The organism is Achromobacter sp. SIMBA_011, from assembly GCF_046535435.1.
Lineage (GTDB): Bacteria > Pseudomonadota > Gammaproteobacteria > Burkholderiales > Burkholderiaceae_B > Achromobacter > Achromobacter dolens.
The window spans coordinates 1-18,066 of record NZ_JAWRWN010000004.1 but is presented as its reverse complement, the minus strand read 5'-3'; the positions used below and the strand labels follow the sequence as shown (position 1 = coordinate 18,066).

General features: G+C 67.7%; 18 protein-coding genes. 10 read left to right on the top strand and 8 right to left on the bottom strand.

Features of this window, described 5'->3' with window-relative positions:
* Positions 1 to 105 precede the first annotated feature (105 nt).
* From SB816_RS15850 to SB816_RS15830, 5 genes are all read left to right on the top strand, one after another.
* Complete coding sequence (locus SB816_RS15850) at positions 106 to 1,038, top strand: LysR family transcriptional regulator (RefSeq protein WP_054501751.1); 933 nt, start codon at positions 106 to 108, stop codon at positions 1,036 to 1,038.
* 10 nt (positions 1,039 to 1,048) lie between these two features.
* Positions 1,049 to 1,630: an NUDIX hydrolase gene (locus SB816_RS15845; protein ID WP_054501752.1), complete on the top strand. Its 582-nt coding sequence runs from the start codon at positions 1,049 to 1,051 to the stop codon at positions 1,628 to 1,630.
* Entirely contained in the window at positions 1,627 to 2,385 is a 759-nt protein-coding gene (gene aat / locus SB816_RS15840; protein ID WP_054501753.1) for a leucyl/phenylalanyl-tRNA--protein transferase, read from the top strand. The genes SB816_RS15845 and aat overlap by 4 nt, the downstream gene beginning before the upstream one ends.
* A 116-nt stretch (positions 2,386 to 2,501) precedes the next feature.
* On the top strand, positions 2,502 to 3,251 hold the full coding sequence (locus SB816_RS15835; protein WP_054501754.1) for an arginyltransferase: 750 nt from the start codon (positions 2,502 to 2,504) through the stop codon (positions 3,249 to 3,251).
* 56 nt (positions 3,252 to 3,307) lie between these two features.
* Complete coding sequence (locus SB816_RS15830) at positions 3,308 to 4,348, top strand: quinone-dependent dihydroorotate dehydrogenase (RefSeq protein WP_064523864.1); 1,041 nt, start codon at positions 3,308 to 3,310, stop codon at positions 4,346 to 4,348.
* Between the two features lie 127 nt (positions 4,349 to 4,475).
* On the opposite strand, the gene phaP is transcribed toward SB816_RS15830, so the two are convergent.
* Positions 4,476 to 5,054, bottom strand: coding sequence for a TIGR01841 family phasin (gene phaP / locus SB816_RS15825; protein ID WP_054501756.1), 579 nt, complete (start codon positions 5,052 to 5,054; stop codon positions 4,476 to 4,478).
* A 383-nt stretch (positions 5,055 to 5,437) separates the two neighbouring features.
* Between phaP and SB816_RS15820 the strand changes: the two genes are divergently transcribed.
* Positions 5,438 to 6,415, top strand: coding sequence for a tripartite tricarboxylate transporter substrate binding protein BugD (locus SB816_RS15820; protein WP_049071679.1), 978 nt, complete (start codon positions 5,438 to 5,440; stop codon positions 6,413 to 6,415).
* 133 nt (positions 6,416 to 6,548) lie between these two features.
* Here the strand turns inward: SB816_RS15820 and SB816_RS15815 are convergent, their stop codons facing one another.
* The 3 genes from SB816_RS15815 to SB816_RS15805 form a co-directional block, all read right to left on the bottom strand.
* Entirely contained in the window at positions 6,549 to 7,412 is an 864-nt protein-coding gene (locus tag SB816_RS15815) for an IclR family transcriptional regulator (protein ID WP_054501758.1), read from the bottom strand.
* Positions 7,413 to 7,571: 159 nt separating this feature from the next.
* Complete coding sequence (locus SB816_RS15810; RefSeq protein WP_054501759.1) at positions 7,572 to 8,384, bottom strand: competence/damage-inducible protein A; 813 nt, start codon at positions 8,382 to 8,384, stop codon at positions 7,572 to 7,574.
* 46 nt (positions 8,385 to 8,430) lie between these two features.
* Positions 8,431 to 9,234, bottom strand: a complete 804-nt coding sequence (locus SB816_RS15805; protein WP_064523861.1) for an EI24 domain-containing protein — start codon at positions 9,232 to 9,234, stop codon at positions 8,431 to 8,433.
* A 63-nt stretch (positions 9,235 to 9,297) separates the two neighbouring features.
* Between SB816_RS15805 and SB816_RS15800 the strand changes: the two genes are divergently transcribed.
* On the top strand, positions 9,298 to 9,681 hold the full coding sequence (locus SB816_RS15800; RefSeq protein WP_054501761.1) for a thioredoxin family protein: 384 nt from the start codon (positions 9,298 to 9,300) through the stop codon (positions 9,679 to 9,681).
* Between the two features lie 84 nt (positions 9,682 to 9,765).
* Here SB816_RS15800 and SB816_RS15795 read toward each other — a convergent pair whose 3' ends face one another.
* A complete protein-coding gene (locus SB816_RS15795) occupies positions 9,766 to 11,226 on the bottom strand; it encodes a DEAD/DEAH box helicase (RefSeq protein WP_155755479.1) in 1,461 nt (486 codons plus the stop codon).
* A 242-nt stretch (positions 11,227 to 11,468) separates the two neighbouring features.
* Positions 11,469 to 12,443: a helix-turn-helix transcriptional regulator gene (locus SB816_RS15790; protein ID WP_231132886.1), complete on the bottom strand. Its 975-nt coding sequence runs from the start codon at positions 12,441 to 12,443 to the stop codon at positions 11,469 to 11,471.
* A gap of 107 nt (positions 12,444 to 12,550) precedes the next feature.
* On the opposite strand from SB816_RS15790, the gene SB816_RS15785 reads away from it, so the two are divergent.
* The 3 genes from SB816_RS15785 to SB816_RS15775 are packed head-to-tail and all read left to right on the top strand — an operon-like array spanning position 12,551 to position 17,052.
* Positions 12,551 to 14,626, top strand: a complete 2,076-nt coding sequence (locus SB816_RS15785) for a TonB-dependent receptor (RefSeq protein WP_410547271.1) — start codon at positions 12,551 to 12,553, stop codon at positions 14,624 to 14,626.
* 10 nt (positions 14,627 to 14,636) lie between these two features.
* A complete protein-coding gene (locus SB816_RS15780) occupies positions 14,637 to 15,893 on the top strand; it encodes an MFS transporter (RefSeq protein WP_144655817.1) in 1,257 nt (418 codons plus the stop codon).
* The gene (locus SB816_RS15775; protein ID WP_410547270.1) at positions 15,886 to 17,052 is read left to right on the top strand and encodes an FAD-dependent monooxygenase; all 1,167 of its coding nucleotides are present in this window, start codon (positions 15,886 to 15,888) and stop codon (positions 17,050 to 17,052) included. Before SB816_RS15780 ends, SB816_RS15775 begins: the two co-directional genes overlap by 8 nt.
* A 6-nt stretch (positions 17,053 to 17,058) precedes the next feature.
* Here SB816_RS15775 and SB816_RS15770 read toward each other — a convergent pair whose 3' ends face one another.
* Both SB816_RS15770 and SB816_RS15765 read right to left on the bottom strand, forming a co-directional pair.
* The gene (locus SB816_RS15770) at positions 17,059 to 17,394 is read right to left on the bottom strand and encodes an AzlD domain-containing protein (RefSeq protein WP_006393180.1); all 336 of its coding nucleotides are present in this window, start codon (positions 17,392 to 17,394) and stop codon (positions 17,059 to 17,061) included.
* On the bottom strand, positions 17,391 to 18,066 hold a 676-nt coding region (locus tag SB816_RS15765), incomplete at its 5' end, for an AzlC family ABC transporter permease (protein ID WP_410547269.1). The genes SB816_RS15770 and SB816_RS15765, both read right to left, overlap by 4 nt.

The window sequence follows — 18,066 nt, the reverse complement described above, 5'->3', positions numbered from 1 at the left end:
ATCGCCCAGAACGGGAAGATTCTTCATGGCCGCTATTCTTGCGATTCCAAAAACAAAGATAAACATGCAAAATCGCAACTTATTGTTCCCCATTAGGTAACAATCATGGACACCCACACTGCCATGCAGACCTTTGCCCGAGTCGTGGAACTGGGCTCGTTCGCGGCCGCCGCGGACAAGATGGGGCAGGCGCGCTCCGTGGTCACGCGCCAGATCGCATACCTCGAAGAAAAATACGGCGTGCGGCTGCTGAACCGCACCACCCGCAAGCTCAGCATGACCGACGCCGGCCGCGCCTTCTACGAGCGGGTGCGGCCGATCCTGGCGGAAGTGGCCGACCTCGAGCTGTCGCTGCAGGCCGAGGGCCAGGCGCCCAGCGGACGCCTGCGCGTCAGCGCGCCGGTCTCGTTCGGCATCCTGCACCTGGGACCGGCCATCGCCGAATACCTGCTGCGCTATCCCGACGTCATCATCGACCTGGACCTGAACGACCGCGTCGTCGACCTGGTAGAGGATGGGTATGACGTCGCGGTGCGTATCGGCCCGCTGCAGGATTCGTCGCTGGTGGCGCGACCGCTGGCGCCGCAGCAGTTGCTGGTGTGCGCCGCGCCCGCCTACCTGGAACGCCATGGCGTGCCACAGACACCGGACGACCTGAAACAGCACCGCTGCCTGCATTACGCCTACGCCAGCACCGGCAACGAATGGCATTTCGAGAAGGACGGGGTCACCCACCTGGTGCGGATCAACGCCGCCCTGCGCGCCAACAATGGCGACGTGCTCCGCACCGCGGCGCTGGCCGGGCACGGCGTGATCCTGCAGCCGGAATTCCTGGTGGGCGAGGACGTGCGCGCCGGCCGCCTGACCGCGCTGCTACAGGACTACGCCCACACCCCGATTTCCATGTACGCCGCCTATCCGCACCGGCGCTTCCTCTCGCCCAAGGTGCGTTCCTTCGTCGAACACCTGGAAGAACGCTTCGGCACCCGCGCGCCGATGGCGCCCGCGCGGCGCGCCAGCCGGCGCCACAGCCGTTAGAATCGTAGCCATGACCGCCAAATCGCCCCTCGAATACTTCCCCGCGCCGCGCCGTGCGAATTTCTGCAGCCAATGCGGCTCGCCCGTGAACCGCCGGGTGCCCGAGGGCGACAACCGCGAACGGGACATCTGCGACCACTGCGGCGCGATCCACTACCAGAATCCGCGGCTAGTGGTGGGCACGGTGCCGGTTCTGGACAACCGCGTGCTGCTGTGCCGGCGCGCCATCGAGCCACGCTACAACACCTGGACGCTGCCGGCCGGCTTCATGGAACTGGGCGAGAGCACCGCGCAAGGCGCCGGCCGCGAAACGCTGGAAGAATCCGGCGCACGCATCCGGCTGGGCGATATCTACACCATCATCGACGTGCCGCAGATCGAGCAGGTGCATGTCTTCTATCTGGCCGAGGTGCTGGGCCCCGAGCTGGATCCCGGCCCGGAAAGCCTGGAAGCCCGCTTCTACGACGAGGCCGACATTCCCTGGGACGACCTGGCGTTCCGCACCGTGGCGACCACGTTGCAACGCTATTTCGAGGACCGCAGGCGCGGCACGTTCGGCCCTCACCACTACACCCTAGAATCGCACCGTTGAAGCTGCCCTGGCTTGCCGCGGACACGCCGTTTCCACCGGCTGAATTCGCCCTGACGGATCCGGACGGCCTGCTGGCGGCCGGTGCCGACCTGTCCACGCCGCGCCTGATCCAGGCCTATTCGAACGGTATCTTTCCCTGGTATTCCGAGGGCGAGCCGATCCTGTGGTGGAGCCCGGATCCGCGCATGGTGCTGGCCTGTCGCGACTTCGCGCCCTCGCACTCGCTGCGCAAGCTGCTGCGCCAGATCGCCAGCCAAGAGCAGGAGGCCGCGCCGCGCATCGAGGTGCGGGTCGATACGGCATTCGCCACGGTGATGGCGCACTGCGCCGCGCCGCGCGATGGCCAGCCCGGCACCTGGATCACCGCCGCCATGCGGCAGGCCTACCTCGACTGGCACCGGGCAGGTTACGTCCACAGCATCGAAACCTGGATCGACGGCGAACTGGCCGGCGGCCTGTACGGCATCAACCTGGGCCGCATGTTCTTCGGTGAATCGATGTTCACGCGCGTGCCCAACGCCTCCAAGGTCGCGCTGGCCTACCTGGTGCGCTACGTCAGCGCGCAGGGCGTGCAATGGATCGACTGCCAGCAGCAGACCCGCCATCTCGCCAGCCTGGGCGCGCGGCCGGTGCCGCGCTCGCGCTTCCTGGAGCACATACGCGCCGCCACCGCGCAACCGCCGCTGACCTGGGGTCCGGGACGGCTGGACAGCGGGGGGCGGCTGCTGCCCCTGGCGCCGGGCGCCCCGGCCTGACGGCCTCCCCGCCGGGTGGCGCCGCGCGCCGCCCTCCCCGCACATCATCGGCCGTGTTAGGCGTTAATATGTAGTGGTCCCCGTCACGGACTTGGCGCCGGACGCCGGGATTCCACATGAGCCAGCTCAAAGAATTACCTTTCTCCACGCTGCAGTTCTACGCGACCGCTCCCTACCCTTGCAGCTATCTGCCGGGACGCCAGGCGCGGTCGCAGGTCGCCGCACCCGGCCACCTGATCAACGCCGGCACCTACTCTCAGTTGGTCGAGCAAGGGTTTCGACGCAGCGGCCTGTTCACCTACCGCCCGCACTGCGACAACTGCCACGCCTGTGTGCCGGTGCGGGTCGACACCGCCAGCTTCGCGCCCAACCGCAGCCAGCGCCGTGCGTGGCGAGACCATCGCAACCTGCAGTCGTTCGTGGCCGAATTGGCCTGGTCGCCAGAACACTATCGGCTCTATACCCGCTACCAGCAGGGGCGCCATCCCGGCGGCGGCATGGACGAGGACAGCCGCACGCAGTACGCGCAGTTCCTGCTAACCAGCCGCGTCAACACCCGCCTTGTCGAATTCCGCGATCCCGCGGGGGTGCTGATGATGGTCTCGATCATCGACGTGCTGGACGACGGCCTGTCGTCCGTCTACACCTTCTACGACCCCGACGTGCCGGGCAGCCTGGGCACCTACAGCATCCTCTGGCAGATCGAGCAATGCCGCACGCTCAATCTCCCGTGGCTCTACCTGGGCTACTGGATCGCCGACAGCCAGAAAATGTCGTACAAGGCCAGCTTCCATCCCGCCCAGTATCTGGTCGACGGCGCCTGGGGAGAGCCGCCCGCGCCCGCCGCGTCCGGTCCCCAGGCCTGATCCGCGACCGAGCCTGGCCCGCAGGGCGGGCCAAAGACGCTTTACAATCCCGCTCCATGTCGATCCTCTTCCACGCCTATCCCCTGGCCCGCCCGGCGCTGTTCGCCATGGACGCGGAAACCGCCCACGAAGTCACCTTGTCGGGACTGCAGCGGGCCTATGACTGCGGCGCCACGCGCAAGCTGCTGCACGCCCAGCCCAAGGCGCCCTGCACCTTGATGGGCATGCGGCTGGCCAACCCCATCGGACTGGCGGCGGGACTGGACAAGAACGGCGCCTATATCGACGCGCTCGGCAATCTGGGGTTCGGTTTCGTCGAGGTCGGCACGGTAACTCCCCGGGCACAGCCGGGCAACCCCAAGCCGCGCATGTTCCGCCTGCCGCGCGCCAACGCGCTGATCAACCGCCTGGGCTTCAACAACCAGGGGCTGGACGCGTTCCTGGCCAACGTGCAGCGCAGCCAGTGGCGCAAGCAGGGCGGCATCCTCGGCCTGAACATCGGCAAGAATGCCGACACCCCGATCGAGCGCGCGGCCGACGACTACCTGATCGGCCTGGCCGGCGTGTACCCGCACGCCGACTACGTCACGGTGAACATCTCATCGCCCAACACCAAGAATCTGCGCGCCCTGCAAGGCGGCGACGAATTGTCGGCCCTGCTGGCGCAACTGGCGGACAAGCGCCGCGCACTGGAAGACCAGCACCAGCATCGTGTGCCGATGGCGGTCAAGATCGCCCCCGACCTCACCACCGAACAGATCGACGCCATCGCCGACGCGCTGCCGCGCCATGGCATCGACGGCGTCATCGCCACCAATACCACGCTATCCCGCGACGCGGTCACCGGCCTGGCGCACGCCGAGGAAGCGGGCGGCCTGTCCGGGGCGCCGGTGCATGAACTGTCGCTGGCGGTGATCCGCAGGCTGAAGGAACGCCTGGGCGACAGCCTGGCGATCATCGGCGTGGGCGGTGTGCTGTCGGGCCGCCAGGCCCTGGAGAAAATGCAGGCTGGCGCCGACGCGGTGCAGCTATATACCGGCCTGATCTACCGCGGCCCGGCCCTGGTGGGCGAGTGCGTGCGGGCCGTCGCCCGCTGAACGCCGGCGCGCCCCGGAAAACGGGCAAAAAAAGAGGCCACCCGAAGGGTGGCCCTAATTCCAGCTCTGCTCTGTCACTCAACAGTACTACATTACTGCGATTTGCGCAGCATCACGCGCCAAATACTCAGGCGCTGCGACGGCTACGGCTGGCAACCTTGGTGGCGGCGTCGGCGGCATCCGTCGCGGCCTTGAAGGTTGCGTTGGCGGCGGCATTCAGGTTCGACTCGGCGACCTCGGCGGCCTGCTTGGCGGCCTTGGTCAGGGAATCGTAGGCGCTGTTGGCGGTGGCCAGCGAGGACTTGATCAGGGCGACCGCGCTTTCCGAACCCGTCGGCGCGTTCTTGGAGAACTGCTCGACGGCTTCGCTCAGTTGCTGCTGGCCTTCGGCGATCTGTTCTTCGGTCAGCTTGACCAGATTGCCCTGCACGCCAGCGACGATGTCATACACGTGCTTGGTGTAGGCCAGGGCCTTTTCGGCGCCCGGCTGCAGCAGGCCGGAGGCGAACGCCGCGGCTTCCTGCGGGTCCTTCACTTCAGCGGCTTGCTGCGACTTCTGGGCGACTTCGTCCAGGGTGGCGCGCACGACCTTCAGATTCAGCTCGACCAGCTTTTCGAAGCCGGCGAACACGGCCGACTGGGCGGCCACGAAAGTGTTGATGCTGGCTTTTTGACGGTCCAGGACTTGTTGCGGGATAGCGCTCATAGAATTGCTCCTTTTAGGGGTAGCCGGAGGCTGTCCGGCGAGTAAGGATGGTGTCTGCGACGAAATAAGGAACGTGCGCGGAAACTGGTACTACAAGCTACCGCCGGCCCGTTTGATGCACTGCACAATTGATATTCTACGGGCCTAAAAAACCTTGTCAAGCAATATTGGTGCAACGCAACAACTATTTGCACATTAACAGTGCAGGCGCCGGTGCAGGATTGATCCAACGCAAGCATTTCCCATGATTCGGGAAATACCGGACATGACGGCGTATCAATTCTTTTCTACACTGCTTGCACGCTGATGACAGATAAACACAAACGATAAGTCAGCGGTCAAAAACACATCGCAGCAAGCAAAACCCTGCAATTGGAGACTTCATGACCCTCATCCCCCGCACGCTTTCGGCCCTGCTCGCGGCCAGCGCCATGCTCGCGGCCGGCGCCGCCCACGCGGAATTCCCGGAACGCCCCATCAACATGGTGGTGCCTTTCGCCGCCGGCGGTCCGACGGACAACGTCGCGCGTTCGCTGGCTGAAGCCATGCGGCATTCGCTGGGCCAGACCGTCGTGGTCGAAAACAAGGGCGGCGCGGGCGGCACGATCGGCACCACGCAGGTGGCCCGGTCGCAGCCGGACGGCTATTCCGTGCTGCTGATGCACGCCGGCTTCTCGACCGCGCCGTCGCTCTACAAGAACCCGGGGTACGACCCCTACAAGAGCTTCGAGCCGATCGGCCTGGTGGTCGACGTGCCCATGACCATCATCGCGCGCTCCGACTTCCCGCCCAACAACATCCAGGAACTGGCCGACTACGTCAAAAAGAACAAGGACAAGGTCTCGCTGGCCAACGCCGGCATCGGCGCCGCCAGCCACCTGTGCGGCACCATGCTGGTCGAGGCCCTGGGCGTGCAACTGCTGACCATCCCCTACAAGGGCACGGCGCCAGCCATGAACGACCTGCTGGGCAAGCAGGTCGACCTGTTGTGCGACCAGACCACCAACACCACGCAGCAGATCGACAGCGGCAAGGTCAAGGCCTACGCCGTCACCAGCCTGCAGCGCGTGCCCACCCTGCCCAAGCTGCCGACCATGGACGAGTCCGGCTTCAAGGGTTTCGAAGTGGGTATCTGGCATGGGATGTGGGTGCCGAAGGGCACGCCCAAGCCGGTGGTCGACAAGCTGGTCAAGAGCCTGCAGGCTGGCCTGGCGGATCCGAAGTTCCAGGAACGCATGAAGCAACTGGGCGCCACGGTGTTGACCGCCGACGCCAACCCGCAGGCCCTGGACGCCAAGGTCAAGCAGCAGGTCCCGCAGTGGGCCGAGCTGTTCAAGAAGGCCGGCGTCGAACAGCAGTAATTCAGGGCGGGCCCCGCCGGGCGGGGCCTGCGCTGTGCATCGCGCCTGGCGGATAGTTTCGCCACGGCCATGAAAAAGCCCCCTCGGTTGCTGAAACCGGGGGGCTTTTTCATGGCCGCGGCAACGCAGGCGATCAGGTGCGCATCGCTTCCGCCGCCATACCCAGGCCGTTGAAGCCGCTGGATACCGAGGGCTCGTAGCCCAGCGCCTCGGAAATGCTGGCGGCCGTGTCCACCAGGGCCTTGATCCAGTCGTCCTGCAAGCGTTCGGCGGGCGCCGAGATCGACAGACCGGCGACCAGCTTGCCGGTGTCATCGAAAATGCCCGCCGCGATGCAGCGCACGCCCAGCTCCAGTTCCTCGTTGTCGCGGGCGTAGCCATGGCGACGCACCAGCGCCAGCTCGCGTTCGAGGCGGTCGAGATCGGTCAGGCTGTTGCGCGTATGGCCGGCCAGGCCGGTGCGCAAGGCGTAGGCGCGCACCTGGCGGGCGTCGCCGGTGGACAGGAACAGCTTGCCGGTGGAGGTCAGGTGCAGGGGCGCGCGGCCGCCGATGGCGCGCACCACTTGCATGCCCGAGCGCTCGCTCCAGGCGCGGTCGATGTAGACGATTTCGTCGCCCTGCTGCACCGACAGGTTGATCGTCTGACCCGTGAGCTTGTGCAGCGACCGCATCGCCGAAATGGCCGCCTCGCGCACATTCAGCCGCCCCTTGACCAGCGAGCCCAGCTCCAGCAGGCGCATGCCCAACTGATACAGGCCGTTGTCGACACGTTCGACATAGCGTCCCACGACCAGGTCGTTCAGGATGCGGTGCGCGGTCGAGGCATGCAGGCCGGTGGTCGCGGACAATTCCTTGAGCGTGACGGGTTCGGGCTGCGCGGCCAGCGCATCGAGCAGGCGCATGGCGCGCTCGATGACCTGAATGGCGATGGGACTGCCCGAAGCGCCATCGGCCTCGGCGTCCAGGGCATTACGGGTGGAAGAAGGACGGGACATAGGAAAGGAAGGGCAAGCGCGGCGCCACCGAAAGAGACCAGACTTGCGGCAACGCAGCAAACAGTTCTTTCCCGTATTGTGAAATTTACCGGGCCGTTTGGCAATCGTTTTTTGGCCTTGGAAACGGGGACATGCCCCGTTTTCCTTAGCGCTCCCGATTCAACCCGCGGGTGGCGCCAGCTTGCCTCCCAGGCGCAGCACTTCTGCCCGCAGGAACGCCAATGCCTCGGCCGCCGCCTCGGGCTCGCCCTTCACGCCCAGGTCGATGTGCGGCGTGCCGCCGGCTTCGCCGACGCTCGGCAGGCTGAAGGCGCGCACCCCGGGCCAGCGGCTCTCGACGGTTTGCATGGCCGGCGTGATGCGCGATTCCGGCATGCTGAACACCAGGAACGAATGCTCCGCGTGGCGGCGCGTATGCTGCAACGCACGATAACGCGTATCGAGGGTCCATTCGAGCATCGGCCAGGCCATCACGGGAAAGCCTGGCACGAAGGTATGGTCGCGGATGAAGAAGCCCGGAATCCTGTTGTACGGATTGGGCACAATCTCGCAGCCCTCGGGAAACACGCCCATCTGCAGCCGCTGCTGGTTCTCGGGCGCGCTCATGTCGGCCGTGCCCTGCCCCTTGGCCGCCATTTCGGCGGTGCGCAGCGCGATCGCCTGCTCGGCCTCGGGATGCAGGGCCAGCGGCAGGTCCAGGGCCGCCGCGGCGGCCTGGCGGGTATGGTCGTCCGGCGTGCCGCCGATGCCGCCACAGGAAAACACCACGTCGCCGGTGGCGAAGCTGCGCCGGTAGGCGGCAACCAGCACGTCACGGTCGTCGGGCAGGAACTCCGCCCAGGCCAGTTGCATGCCGCGCGCGCCGAGCAGCTCGACGACCTTGGAAAAGTGCTTGTCCTGGCGGCGGCCCGACAGGATTTCGTCGCCGACGATGATGAGGCCGATACGGCGGGAGGCGGATTCTGCAGCCATGTCCGGTTCCAGAGATTGGCGGTTGAATGAAGGCGAAGGCGCCGCGTCAGGCGACGTCGATGGTGCGTTCCTGGCGCAGCCGCTGGAGCGCGTCCAGGCCGTAGTGCGCGTAGACCAGTGCCGAGAACACCGGCAGGATAATCCAGGCAGGCGGCAGCAGGTTCAGCAACGAACAGATCAGGCCGATGATCCAGAAGCCGCCGTTGTGGCGCTCCAGGATGAGCTTGCGCTCGGCCGGGCTGGCGTGTTCGACGATGGCGTCGACCCGCATCATGCGCGAAAAGGCGAAGGTCCACCAGAAGATCGGCAGGATCAAGGCCATCGGCGGCACCAGCCACAACGGCATGGTGAACAGCCAGCCAAGCACGAACGCGCCCGATACCCAGATCGCGTTCCAGACGCTGACGGAGGTCGCCAGCTTGCCCTGCCGGCTGAGGCCGGCGTACTCGCGGTGGCCCACGTGGCGCAGCACCAGCGGCATGACGAAAACGGCGGCGATCGCCAGGCCCAGCACGCCCGACAGCGGCAGCAGGATCGACACCGCGATCACCGGCACCAGGTAGATCTTGAGCGAGAACAGCCCCATCGCCAGCAGCCATTCCTCGGTGCGGTTGATGAAGTCCCAATGCGAGGCCTGGGCGGCAAGCCAGTCGGTCAGGGGCGTCCAGAACAGCCAGAACAGCAGCACCACCCCGACCAGCGCAATCAGGAACGGCAGCAGCACCGCGAACAGCATCGTTGGATGGCATTGCGACACCAGGGCGCGCTTGAACGCCAACCCGACGCCGGTGGCGGCACGGGCGAAGCGGCCGGCTTCGGGCGGCGGGGAATCAGTGCGCAAGGCGGTCATCGCAGGACGAAAGGAAGGTGGTCATCCCGGGTATGATAGTCAAACACGCCCCCCTGCGCTCGTATGACATTACTTGTACCCGGCTCCGACCTCACCGCCCTGCGCGCCCAATTGGCGGCCTCGCCCGATGCCTGGCTGGTCGCCTGTTTCTGCGCCGCCTGGTGCGACACCTGCGAGGAATACAAACCCAAGCTGCGGGCGCTGTCCAGCGCGCTGCCGCAGCATGTCTTCGCCTGGATCGACATCGAGGATCATGCCGAATTGCTGGGGGAAGTCGACGTCGAGAACTTCCCGACTCTGCTCATCCAGATCGGCGGCCGCGTGGTGTTCTACGGCCCGATGCTGCCGCACATCGGCCATCTGGAACGTCTGTTGGAAAGCCTGGACGCGCAGAGCGCCGCAGTGACCTCGGCGCTCCCCGACCTGCCCCGGCTGCTCGCCGCCTGAACGGCCCGCAGAAAAAAAAAGCGCCCCGGGCGCTTTTTTTGTCCGCGCGTCGCGCATCCGGAATGCGGGTGCGCGACGACGCCACTACTTGCGGCTGCCGCCCAGCAGGACGGCGATCTGGCGCTTGGGCGCGGACGAGTTGCCGCCCTGGCGCGGCGCGTCGGGCTCTTCGGCCGGGGCCGACGACGTCGACGGCTCGTAGGGCTTGAGGAAGAAATCGTCCACCGGCTGGCGCGACGAACCGCCGTTCGAACGGCGTTCCGACGAACGGCCACGCTCGCGGCCGCCTTCTCGCGGCGACGCGGCGCGCTCTTCGCGGCGGCCATGGCCATGATGGCTGCGCGCGACCAGGTCGGCGGGCAGCTCCAGCGTGCCGCGCGGCACTTCGCGCTTGATCAGCTTTTCGATGTCGAGCAGGAAGCGCTCTTCGTCGCCGGTGAACAGGGCGATGGCTTCGCCCGTGGCGCCGGCGCGGCCGGTACGGCCGATGCGGTGCACGTAATCCTCGGCGTTGTACGGCAGGTCGTAGTTGATGACGCAAGGCACGCCAGCCACGTCCAGGCCGCGCGCCGCCACGTCGGTGGCGACCAGCACTTCAAGTTCGCCGGCCTTGAAGGCTTCGAGCGCCTTCATGCGGTCGGCCTGGGTCTTGTCGCCGTGGATCGATTCGGCCTTGACGCCGTCGCGCTCGAGCTCGCGCGCCAGGCGCGCCGTGCCGATCTTGGTGTTCGAGAACACGATGACCTGCTTGAGGCCGCGCGACTTCACCAGGTGCACCACCGCGGCGCGCTTCTGGTCGCCCGACATCTTGTAGGCGATCTGCGTGATGGTGTTGGCCGTGGCATTGCGCGCCGCGACTTCGATTTCGACCGGGTGGTTCAGGTACGAACGGCCGAGCTTGCGGATTTCGTTGCTGAAGGTGGCCGAGAACAGCAGACCCTGGCGCTGCGCGGGCAGCAGCCGGATGATGCGTTCGAGATCGGGCAGGAAGCCCATGTCCAGCATGCGATCGGCTTCGTCCAGCACGAGGATGCCGACCTGGCTCAGGTTCACGTTCTTCTGCTCGACGTGGTCGAGCAGGCGGCCGGGCGTGGCCACCAGCACTTCGCAGCCACGGCGCAGCGCTTCCTTCTGCGGACCGATATCGACGCCGCCGAAGACCACCGCGGAACGCAGCGGCGTCTGCTTGCTGTAGCGCTTGACGCTTTCGTAGACCTGGTCGGCCAGCTCGCGCGTGGGCGTGAGGATCAGCGCGCGCACCGGATGGCGGGCGGGGGAGGCGCTGGTGTTGGCCAGCGGCATCAGGCGATGCAGGATCGGCAGCGTGAAGGCCGCCGTCTTGCCGGTGCCGGTCTGGGCCGCGCCCATGACGTCGCGCCCCTCGACCACGACGGGAATGGCTTGCGCCTGGATCGGGGTGGGCGTGGTGTAGCCGGTTTCGGCGATCGACTGCAACAGCAGGGGATGCAGCCCGAAGTCGGAGAACGTGGGCGTCGGCGCGGGCGCTTCGGCGGTGGGTGCTGCGGATTGAGTGGATTCAGTCATCAGGGTTAGGCAAGTACCGGGACCAGTGAAAAAGAACAAAACGAGAGTGCTGCAAGCACTGCACTGCATATGCATCGGGACAACCGGAACGCGCGCCACGCTCGCGCGGCCACGTGCGAACCACCCGAAGCGCAAGCGCGTCGCGGGCAATCGGCACCCTGCCTTGCAGGCCAGGTGGCGCATTCTGGTTTCGATACTTATGAGGGCAGTACCAGGCCCGGATTGCTGTGGATAACTTAATTTTAGCGCAGCCGGACGCCGGGGCGGTCAAGCCACTGCCGGGGAGCGACTCCTTTGGCCTGGCGGAAGCTCTTGCTGAAATGGCTCAGGTTGCCGAATCCGGTGGCCAGCGCGGCGTCGGTGACGCTGTAACCGGCCTCCAGCATGGACGCCGCGGCGTCCAGCCGGACCGATTTCAGATAGGCATGGACCGAACGGCCGGCGACCTGGCGAAAGCCGGCCTTGAGCTTCTTTTCGCTCAGGCCAACCTCGCGCGCCAGCCGCGATACCGTCCATTCCTCGCCGTAGCGGGCTTCTATCAGGCGCCGCGCCTGCGCCAGCAGGCGCCGTTCGCGCGGCGCCACCGGCGGCTCCGCGGCCGCGTCGCTCATGGTTTCCAGCACGATGGCCAGGGCTTCGAGCGCCTTGGCGCGCATGTACAAGCGGCGCGCGGTGGCGTCTTCGTGGCGGCAGTCCAGTACGTCCGCCGCCAACCGCAACAAGCCTGGCGGCGCGGGAAAGCCCGCCATCAGCGATCCCGTGGCCGGCACGCTGTGATCGAGCACGAAAGCGCCGCGCAGCGCGGCCAGCGGCCTGCCGCCGGCGCGCAGCAGCCCGGCGGGTGAATAACGAATGTCCACCAGACGGACATTCTGCCTGCCCGGCATGTGAAACCAGCCGCGTGTCCCGCGCTCGCCGGTTTGCACCACGGCCATGCCCGGCCCCACCGCCAACGGCTCTCCCCCCTGGATCGACATGCGCGCACGGCCATCCAGGAAAACCGCGATGCAGAACATCGGCGGGCCTTCGGCGTTGACGTTTAGCCCGACCGCGGGCGTACCGCTCCAGACGGTCAGGGCCAGGTCGTCGTCACGCGACTCCATGCGCAGCATCGTCATCCACTCGGGCGGCATGGCCACAGCCGACAGCAACGGATGGTCGGCGCGCGCGATAGGCCCGGCGGCGGGGGGCGCGATAGCGCCGATGGCGAAATCCAAATTTAGACCCCGATTTGAACAACGGCGGCACCGAAAACGTCAGCGCGACGCCCATCAAACAACAATAATTCTCATTAATGATTCTACCGAAAGCCCGGGCCGACACCATGACGACTGCGTTCCCTTTCCGACACACCGCCCTGGCGGCCGCCTTGTGCGCCTTCGCGGCGCCCGCCGCGGCACAGTCCGTCAGCGAGCTCGCTCCCATCACCGTCACCGCCAGCAAGCAGGAACAATCGCTGCGCGACGTCAACGGCGCCGTGGTCGTCGTGCCGGCCGAGGCGCTGCAGGCCGCGCAGGTCGACAACACCATGCAGTTGTCGCGCGTGCTGCCCGGCGTGCAGATGTCCAGCAGCGGCTCGTTCCTGTACCCGGTGATCTCGGTACGCGGCATCACGTCCGCGCAGGACTTCTACAACCCCGCCCTGACGGTCTACGTGGACGGCGTGCCGCAATTGCCGACGTTCACCTCGCAACTGCTGACCGACGTCGACCGCATCGAGCTGCTGAAGGGCCCCCAGGGCACGCTCTACGGCAAGAGCGCCATGGGCGGCGTCCTCAACATCGTGTCGCGGCAACCGGGCGACGAACCCTATTTCCGCGCCAGCGCCGGCGTCGCCAGCCGGGACGGGTACCTGTTCAAGGCCAGCGGCGGCGGGCCGCTGGTCGACAACCTGCTGTACGGGTCGGTCACCGCCGTGGCAAACGACGCGCCCGGCCGGCTGGACAACTCCGCCACCGGCGCCAGCCACGTCGGCGGGGCCTCGGCCAATGCGGGCGCCGCGCGGCTGCGGCTGGCGCCCGCCGGCAGTCCGTGGGAACTGGGCCTGGCCGTCAGCGGCGAATGCACCCGCGCCAGCCAGGACGCCTACGTCCCGTTCGACGATCTCCATGCCAGCCACGCGTACACCGCGCCGGGCATGCCGGCGTCGCTGGCGGATTTCTACCAGAAGCGCTGCGGCAACAGCCAGTCGCTGACCGGCCGCTACGACTTCGACGGCTGGCGCTTGAACGCGGTGGCGGCCTGGCAGGCCCTGCACTACGAGCGCCACTACCCCATCGGCCCCAGCTACACCAGTCAGCCCGAGCGTTGGCGCCAGCAGGTGCAGGAGCTGCGCCTGTCCACCACCGGCAAGCGCGCCGTCGACGGCGTGTTGGGCCTGTATCGCCAGCGCGTCACCCAATCGCGCGCAGTGTTCAACCAGATGCAGGGGCCGATGCCGCTGGACACGCACCAGTCCGACTCGCGCAACACCAGCGAATCGCTCGCCGCCTATGCCGACGCCACCTGGCACGCCACCGACGCGCTCGACCTGTCGGCCGGCCTGCGCTATTCCCGCGACAAGGCCGCCACGCGCTATGACGGCCAGACGCTGGATTTCTCCACCTTCGGCCAGACGCCATTCGGCGGTTCGGGCACCAGTGCGGGCAATAGCGTGCTCGGCAAACTGTCGGTCGGCTACCGGCTGTCGCCCGAGTGGCGCGTGTACGCCAACGCCGCGCAGGGCTACAAGCCAGGCGGCTACAACCTGGCGCCATCCAACCCCAGCGATGCCCGCCCCTATGGCAGGGAAAAAGGCCTGAGCTACGAGGTCGGCACGCGCCATGACGGCGACACGCTGCGCCTGGGCGCCGCCGTCTACCGCACCGACATCCGCGACGCGCAACTCTACGTCGGCGGATTGGGGCAGCAGCACCTGCAGAACGTCGGCAATACCCGCGCCACGGGCGTCGAGTTCGACCTGGGTTGGGACGTCTCGGCGCAGTGGACGCTGGGCCTGGACGGCTTCGTCAACCACACCACGTTCCGCAGCTTCAGCGATGCCTCCGCCTGCCAGGGCTGCGACGGCAACCGGGTGCCGTTCTCGCCGGGCTACGGCCTGACCGCCAGCGCCCGCGGCCGCTTCGACACAGGCATCGGGCGGCTGTCCCCGACCCTGGCCGTGCGGCGCATCGGCGCGCAGTTCTTCGATATCGCCAACACCCTGCGCCAGGACGCCTACACGCTGGTCGACCTCAGCCTGGCCTGGCGCATCCGACCGCAGGTCGAGGCGACGCTGTATGCCAACAACCTCACCGACAAGCGCTACCGCGCCTTCGCCTTCGCCGGCGGGCCGATGGGCAACTTCGCCCAGCTCGACCCGGGCCGGACGGTCGGCCTGAACCTCGCCTTCGAATACTAGGATCGGCTTCATGCGCCCAGACGTGCCCGCGCGCCTGCCGACGGCGCAGGTGATCGCCGCCATCGGCGGCATCTGCATGGCCCAGAGCCTGGTGAGCGGCATCGCCTTCCAGGGCGTGCCCGCGCTGCTGCGCGACGGCGGCGCGCCGCTGGCCCAGATCGGCCTGGCCAACCTGGCGTTCCTGCCTTGGGCATTGAAGTTCCTGTGGTCCCCCTGGATCGAACGCTACCGGCTGCCGGCGGGGCAGGCCGAGCGGCGCACCCGCCGCATCGTGCTGCCCGGGCAATGGTTGCTAGCCGCGCTGCTGTTCCTGCTGGCGGGCCTGGGCCAGCCCTCCATGCCCGTGCTGCTGGCCATCCTGGGCCTGATCTCATTGACCGCGGCCACGGTGGACATCGCCGGCGACGCGTTCGCCGTCGAACAGTTGGCAGAGAACCGGCGCGGCTGGGGCAACGCCACCCAGGTCGGCTCCAGCTACCTGGGCATGTTCCTGGGCGCCGGGCTGTTCGTCGTCCTGGCAGGCAGCCACGGCTGGCGCGTGGCGGCGGCCACCATGGGCGGACTTGTCCTGCTGTTGACGCTGCCATTCGCGCTGGTGCGCGAGCCGGCGCGCGCGGCCCACCCGTCCGCGCACCGTCCCAGCCTGACGCACGCGCTGGGCCGTCGCGACGTGCGCCTGGGCCTGATCATCACGATCGTGTTCCAGGCCGGCTCCCGGCTGGCTTATGGCATGACGCCCCTGCTGCTGCTCGACCGCGGCGTGCCGCTGGCGTCGGTGGGCTGGATCAATGGCGCCGGCGCGGTCGTGGCGGGCCTGGCCGGCACCCTGCTCGGCGCCTTGATCCTGCAGCACCTCGCGGCGGCGCGGGCGGTAGTCGTGGCCCTGGCCCTGCAGACCACGGCGCTGGCCATCTTCCTGGCCGCCGTGCTGGCGTCATCCTGGCTGCCGCATGCCGGCACGCAGTGGCTGGTGGCGCTGGCGTTGCTGAAAGCGGCGACGGCGGCAACCGGCTTCGTGGCCTTGTACGCGTTCCTCATGGGCCGGGCCTCGCCAGCGCAGGCCGGCGTCGACTTCACCCTGTTCCAGTGCGCGGACGCCATGATCGCCACGATCGGCGGCGTGGCCGCCGGCTGGCTGGCGCAGCACTGGGGCTATGGCGTCTGCTTCGGCGCGGCGGCGGCCTTCGGCGCTGCCGGGGTGCTCGCCCTCCCTGCCCTGATGCGGCGCCTGGCGCCGCCTTTTTCCCCGGAGAACGAACATGTCTGAACGCACCGTGGTTATCGCCGGCGCCGGTATTGCCGGGCTGGCCTGCGCCTGGTGGCTGACGCGGCACGGCTGGCGCGCCGTCATCGCGGAACGCGCCGCGCATCTGCGCGACGGCGGCTACATGATGGGCCTGTCCGGCCCGGGCCTGCTGACCGCGCGCCGCATGGACCTGGTACCGGCGCTGCGCGCGGTGGAGCGCGAGATCGGCGAAAACATCTACCGCGATCGCCGGGGCCGCGAAGTCATGCGGATCCGCTATCGCGAATTGTTGAAGGATCTGGACTGGATCACCTTGCGCCGCACGGACCTGGTGCAGGTCCTGCATGAGGCGGTGCGCGATCACGCCGAGATCCGCCTGGCGACCACTGTCGCCCACTGTGCCCAGGACCTCGGCGGCGTCGACATCACGCTGTCGGACGGCAGCCAATTGCGCGCCGCCCTCCTGATCGGAGCGGACGGCGTGCGCTCGGCGCTGCGCGCCCAGGTGTTCGGCGCCGACGATCCCACGCTGTCCACGCTGGGCTATCGCTACGCCGCCTACGACACCGAGGACGACACCGGCATGGCGCGGGACTTCGTGTCCTACGCGGCGCCCGGCCACCAGGTGGAATACCACGGGCTCGGCGGCGGCCGCAAAGCGGCCTTGCACGTCTGGCGCAGCCATGAACACGGCTGGGTCGAGGCGCCGCAGCGGCTTGGCCTGCTGCGCGAACTGTCCCGCGGCACGCACGCGGAAGTCGGCCGGCAACTGGCCATGCTGGCGCAGGACACCCCCATCGTCATGGACGACCTGGCGCTGGTCGAGGTGCCCTGTTGGCATCGGGGCCGCATCCTGCTGGCGGGTGACGCCGCGCACAGTCTGTCCCTTATTTCTGGGCAAGGCGCGGGGATGGCATTGGCTGGCGCTTACGTGCTGGCCCAGGAACTGGGCCGGCTGCCGCTTGAAGAGGCGCTGGCGGCCCACGAACGGCGGCTGCGGCCCGTGATCAACAGCCTGCAGCAGCGCAGCCGCAAGCTGGCGCCCGTCTACGTGCCGACCTCGGCATTCGCTTTCGGCCTGCGCAATACGGCCCTGCGGCTGCTGCCCCGACTGATCCTGAAGCGCTATTTCCTCAGTGGCCTGAAGTCCGAAATGGAAGCGGCCGCCGCGCTGGGCTGACCGGCCTCAACCCGCCAGCCAGCGCAGGCCCCACAGCACCAGCATGCCGACCACGATGACCAGCACGGCGCTGCGGGTGCGCAGAAAGACCAGGATGGCCACGATGCCCGCCACCAGCTTGTAGTCAAAAATGGGGCCCAGCCCCGCCTTCCAGGGCAGCAGATCGGGCACCACGATGGCGGTGAGCGCGGCGGCCGGCGCATAGCGCAGGGCGCGCCGCACGCCATCGGGCAGCGGAATATAGTCGCCGAACAGCATGAAGCCGGCGCGCGTCAGCACGCTGCACAACGCCAGCAGCAGAATGGCGGAGTAGACATAGATTTCGGAAGGCCAGAGGGTCATGCGCGCGCCTTGAAGAAGCGTTCGGCCCACATGCCGGCCACCACGCCGGCGATGACCGCCGCCGCCAGGCCCAGCCGCAGCGGCAGCACCTGGCCGGTCCAGGCGACCACGCCCGCGGCCAGCATCGAGACCAGCATGGGCTTGGAATTGGCCAGCGGCACCGTGATGGCCAGCAGCGCCAGCACCGCCGCGAAATCCAGCGACCAGCCGGTGGGCACCATGGTGCCCAGGTAGATGCCGACGATCGACGAGGTCTGCCAGACGAACCAGCCCGGGGCAATGGTGCCGATGAAGTACCAGAGCTGTTCACGGGTGCCACGCTCGGCGGCATCGCCGAAGCGCGGCATGAACAACACGAAGCCCATGTCGGTGGTGAAATAGCCCAACCCCAGGCGCTTGGGCCAGGACAAGTGGCGGAAATAGGGTTGCAACGCCGCGCCGAAGATCAGGAAGCGCAGGTTGACCACGCAGCCGGCGGCGAAGATCAGCCACAACGGCGCACCGGTGGCGATCAGCGGCAGGGACGTGAGCTGGGCCGATCCGGCGTACAGCAACAGGGTCATCGCCAGCGCCATGGATTCGGTCAGGCCCGACTTGACCATGGCCACGCCGGTCACCAGGCCCCACGTCGCCGTGGCGATGAGGGCGGGCACGATGGCATGCACGCCGGCG

What these genes read in the sequence shown, in the direction of transcription:
- SB816_RS15850 (WP_054501751.1), top strand. Translation starts at nt 106, where the DNA reads ATGGACACCCACACTGCCATGCAGACCTTTGCCCGAGTCGTGGAACTG.
- SB816_RS15845 (WP_054501752.1), top strand. Translation starts at nt 1,049, where the DNA reads ATGACCGCCAAATCGCCCCTCGAATACTTCCCCGCGCCGCGCCGTGCG.
- SB816_RS15835 (WP_054501754.1), top strand. Translation starts at nt 2,502, where the DNA reads ATGAGCCAGCTCAAAGAATTACCTTTCTCCACGCTGCAGTTCTACGCG.
- SB816_RS15830 (WP_064523864.1), top strand. Translation starts at nt 3,308, where the DNA reads ATGTCGATCCTCTTCCACGCCTATCCCCTGGCCCGCCCGGCGCTGTTC.
- phaP (WP_054501756.1), bottom strand. Translation starts at nt 5,054, where the DNA reads ATGAGCGCTATCCCGCAACAAGTCCTGGACCGTCAAAAAGCCAGCATC.
- SB816_RS15820 (WP_049071679.1), top strand. Translation starts at nt 5,438, where the DNA reads ATGACCCTCATCCCCCGCACGCTTTCGGCCCTGCTCGCGGCCAGCGCC.
- SB816_RS15815 (WP_054501758.1), bottom strand. Translation starts at nt 7,412, where the DNA reads ATGTCCCGTCCTTCTTCCACCCGTAATGCCCTGGACGCCGAGGCCGAT.
- SB816_RS15810 (WP_054501759.1), bottom strand. Translation starts at nt 8,384, where the DNA reads ATGGCTGCAGAATCCGCCTCCCGCCGTATCGGCCTCATCATCGTCGGC.
- SB816_RS15805 (WP_064523861.1), bottom strand. Translation starts at nt 9,234, where the DNA reads ATGACCGCCTTGCGCACTGATTCCCCGCCGCCCGAAGCCGGCCGCTTC.
- SB816_RS15800 (WP_054501761.1), top strand. Translation starts at nt 9,298, where the DNA reads ATGACATTACTTGTACCCGGCTCCGACCTCACCGCCCTGCGCGCCCAA.
- SB816_RS15795 (WP_155755479.1), bottom strand. Translation starts at nt 11,226, where the DNA reads ATGACTGAATCCACTCAATCCGCAGCACCCACCGCCGAAGCGCCCGCG.
- SB816_RS15785 (WP_410547271.1), top strand. Translation starts at nt 12,551, where the DNA reads ATGACGACTGCGTTCCCTTTCCGACACACCGCCCTGGCGGCCGCCTTG.
- SB816_RS15780 (WP_144655817.1), top strand. Translation starts at nt 14,637, where the DNA reads ATGCGCCCAGACGTGCCCGCGCGCCTGCCGACGGCGCAGGTGATCGCC.
- SB816_RS15775 (WP_410547270.1), top strand. Translation starts at nt 15,886, where the DNA reads ATGTCTGAACGCACCGTGGTTATCGCCGGCGCCGGTATTGCCGGGCTG.
- SB816_RS15770 (WP_006393180.1), bottom strand. Translation starts at nt 17,394, where the DNA reads ATGACCCTCTGGCCTTCCGAAATCTATGTCTACTCCGCCATTCTGCTG.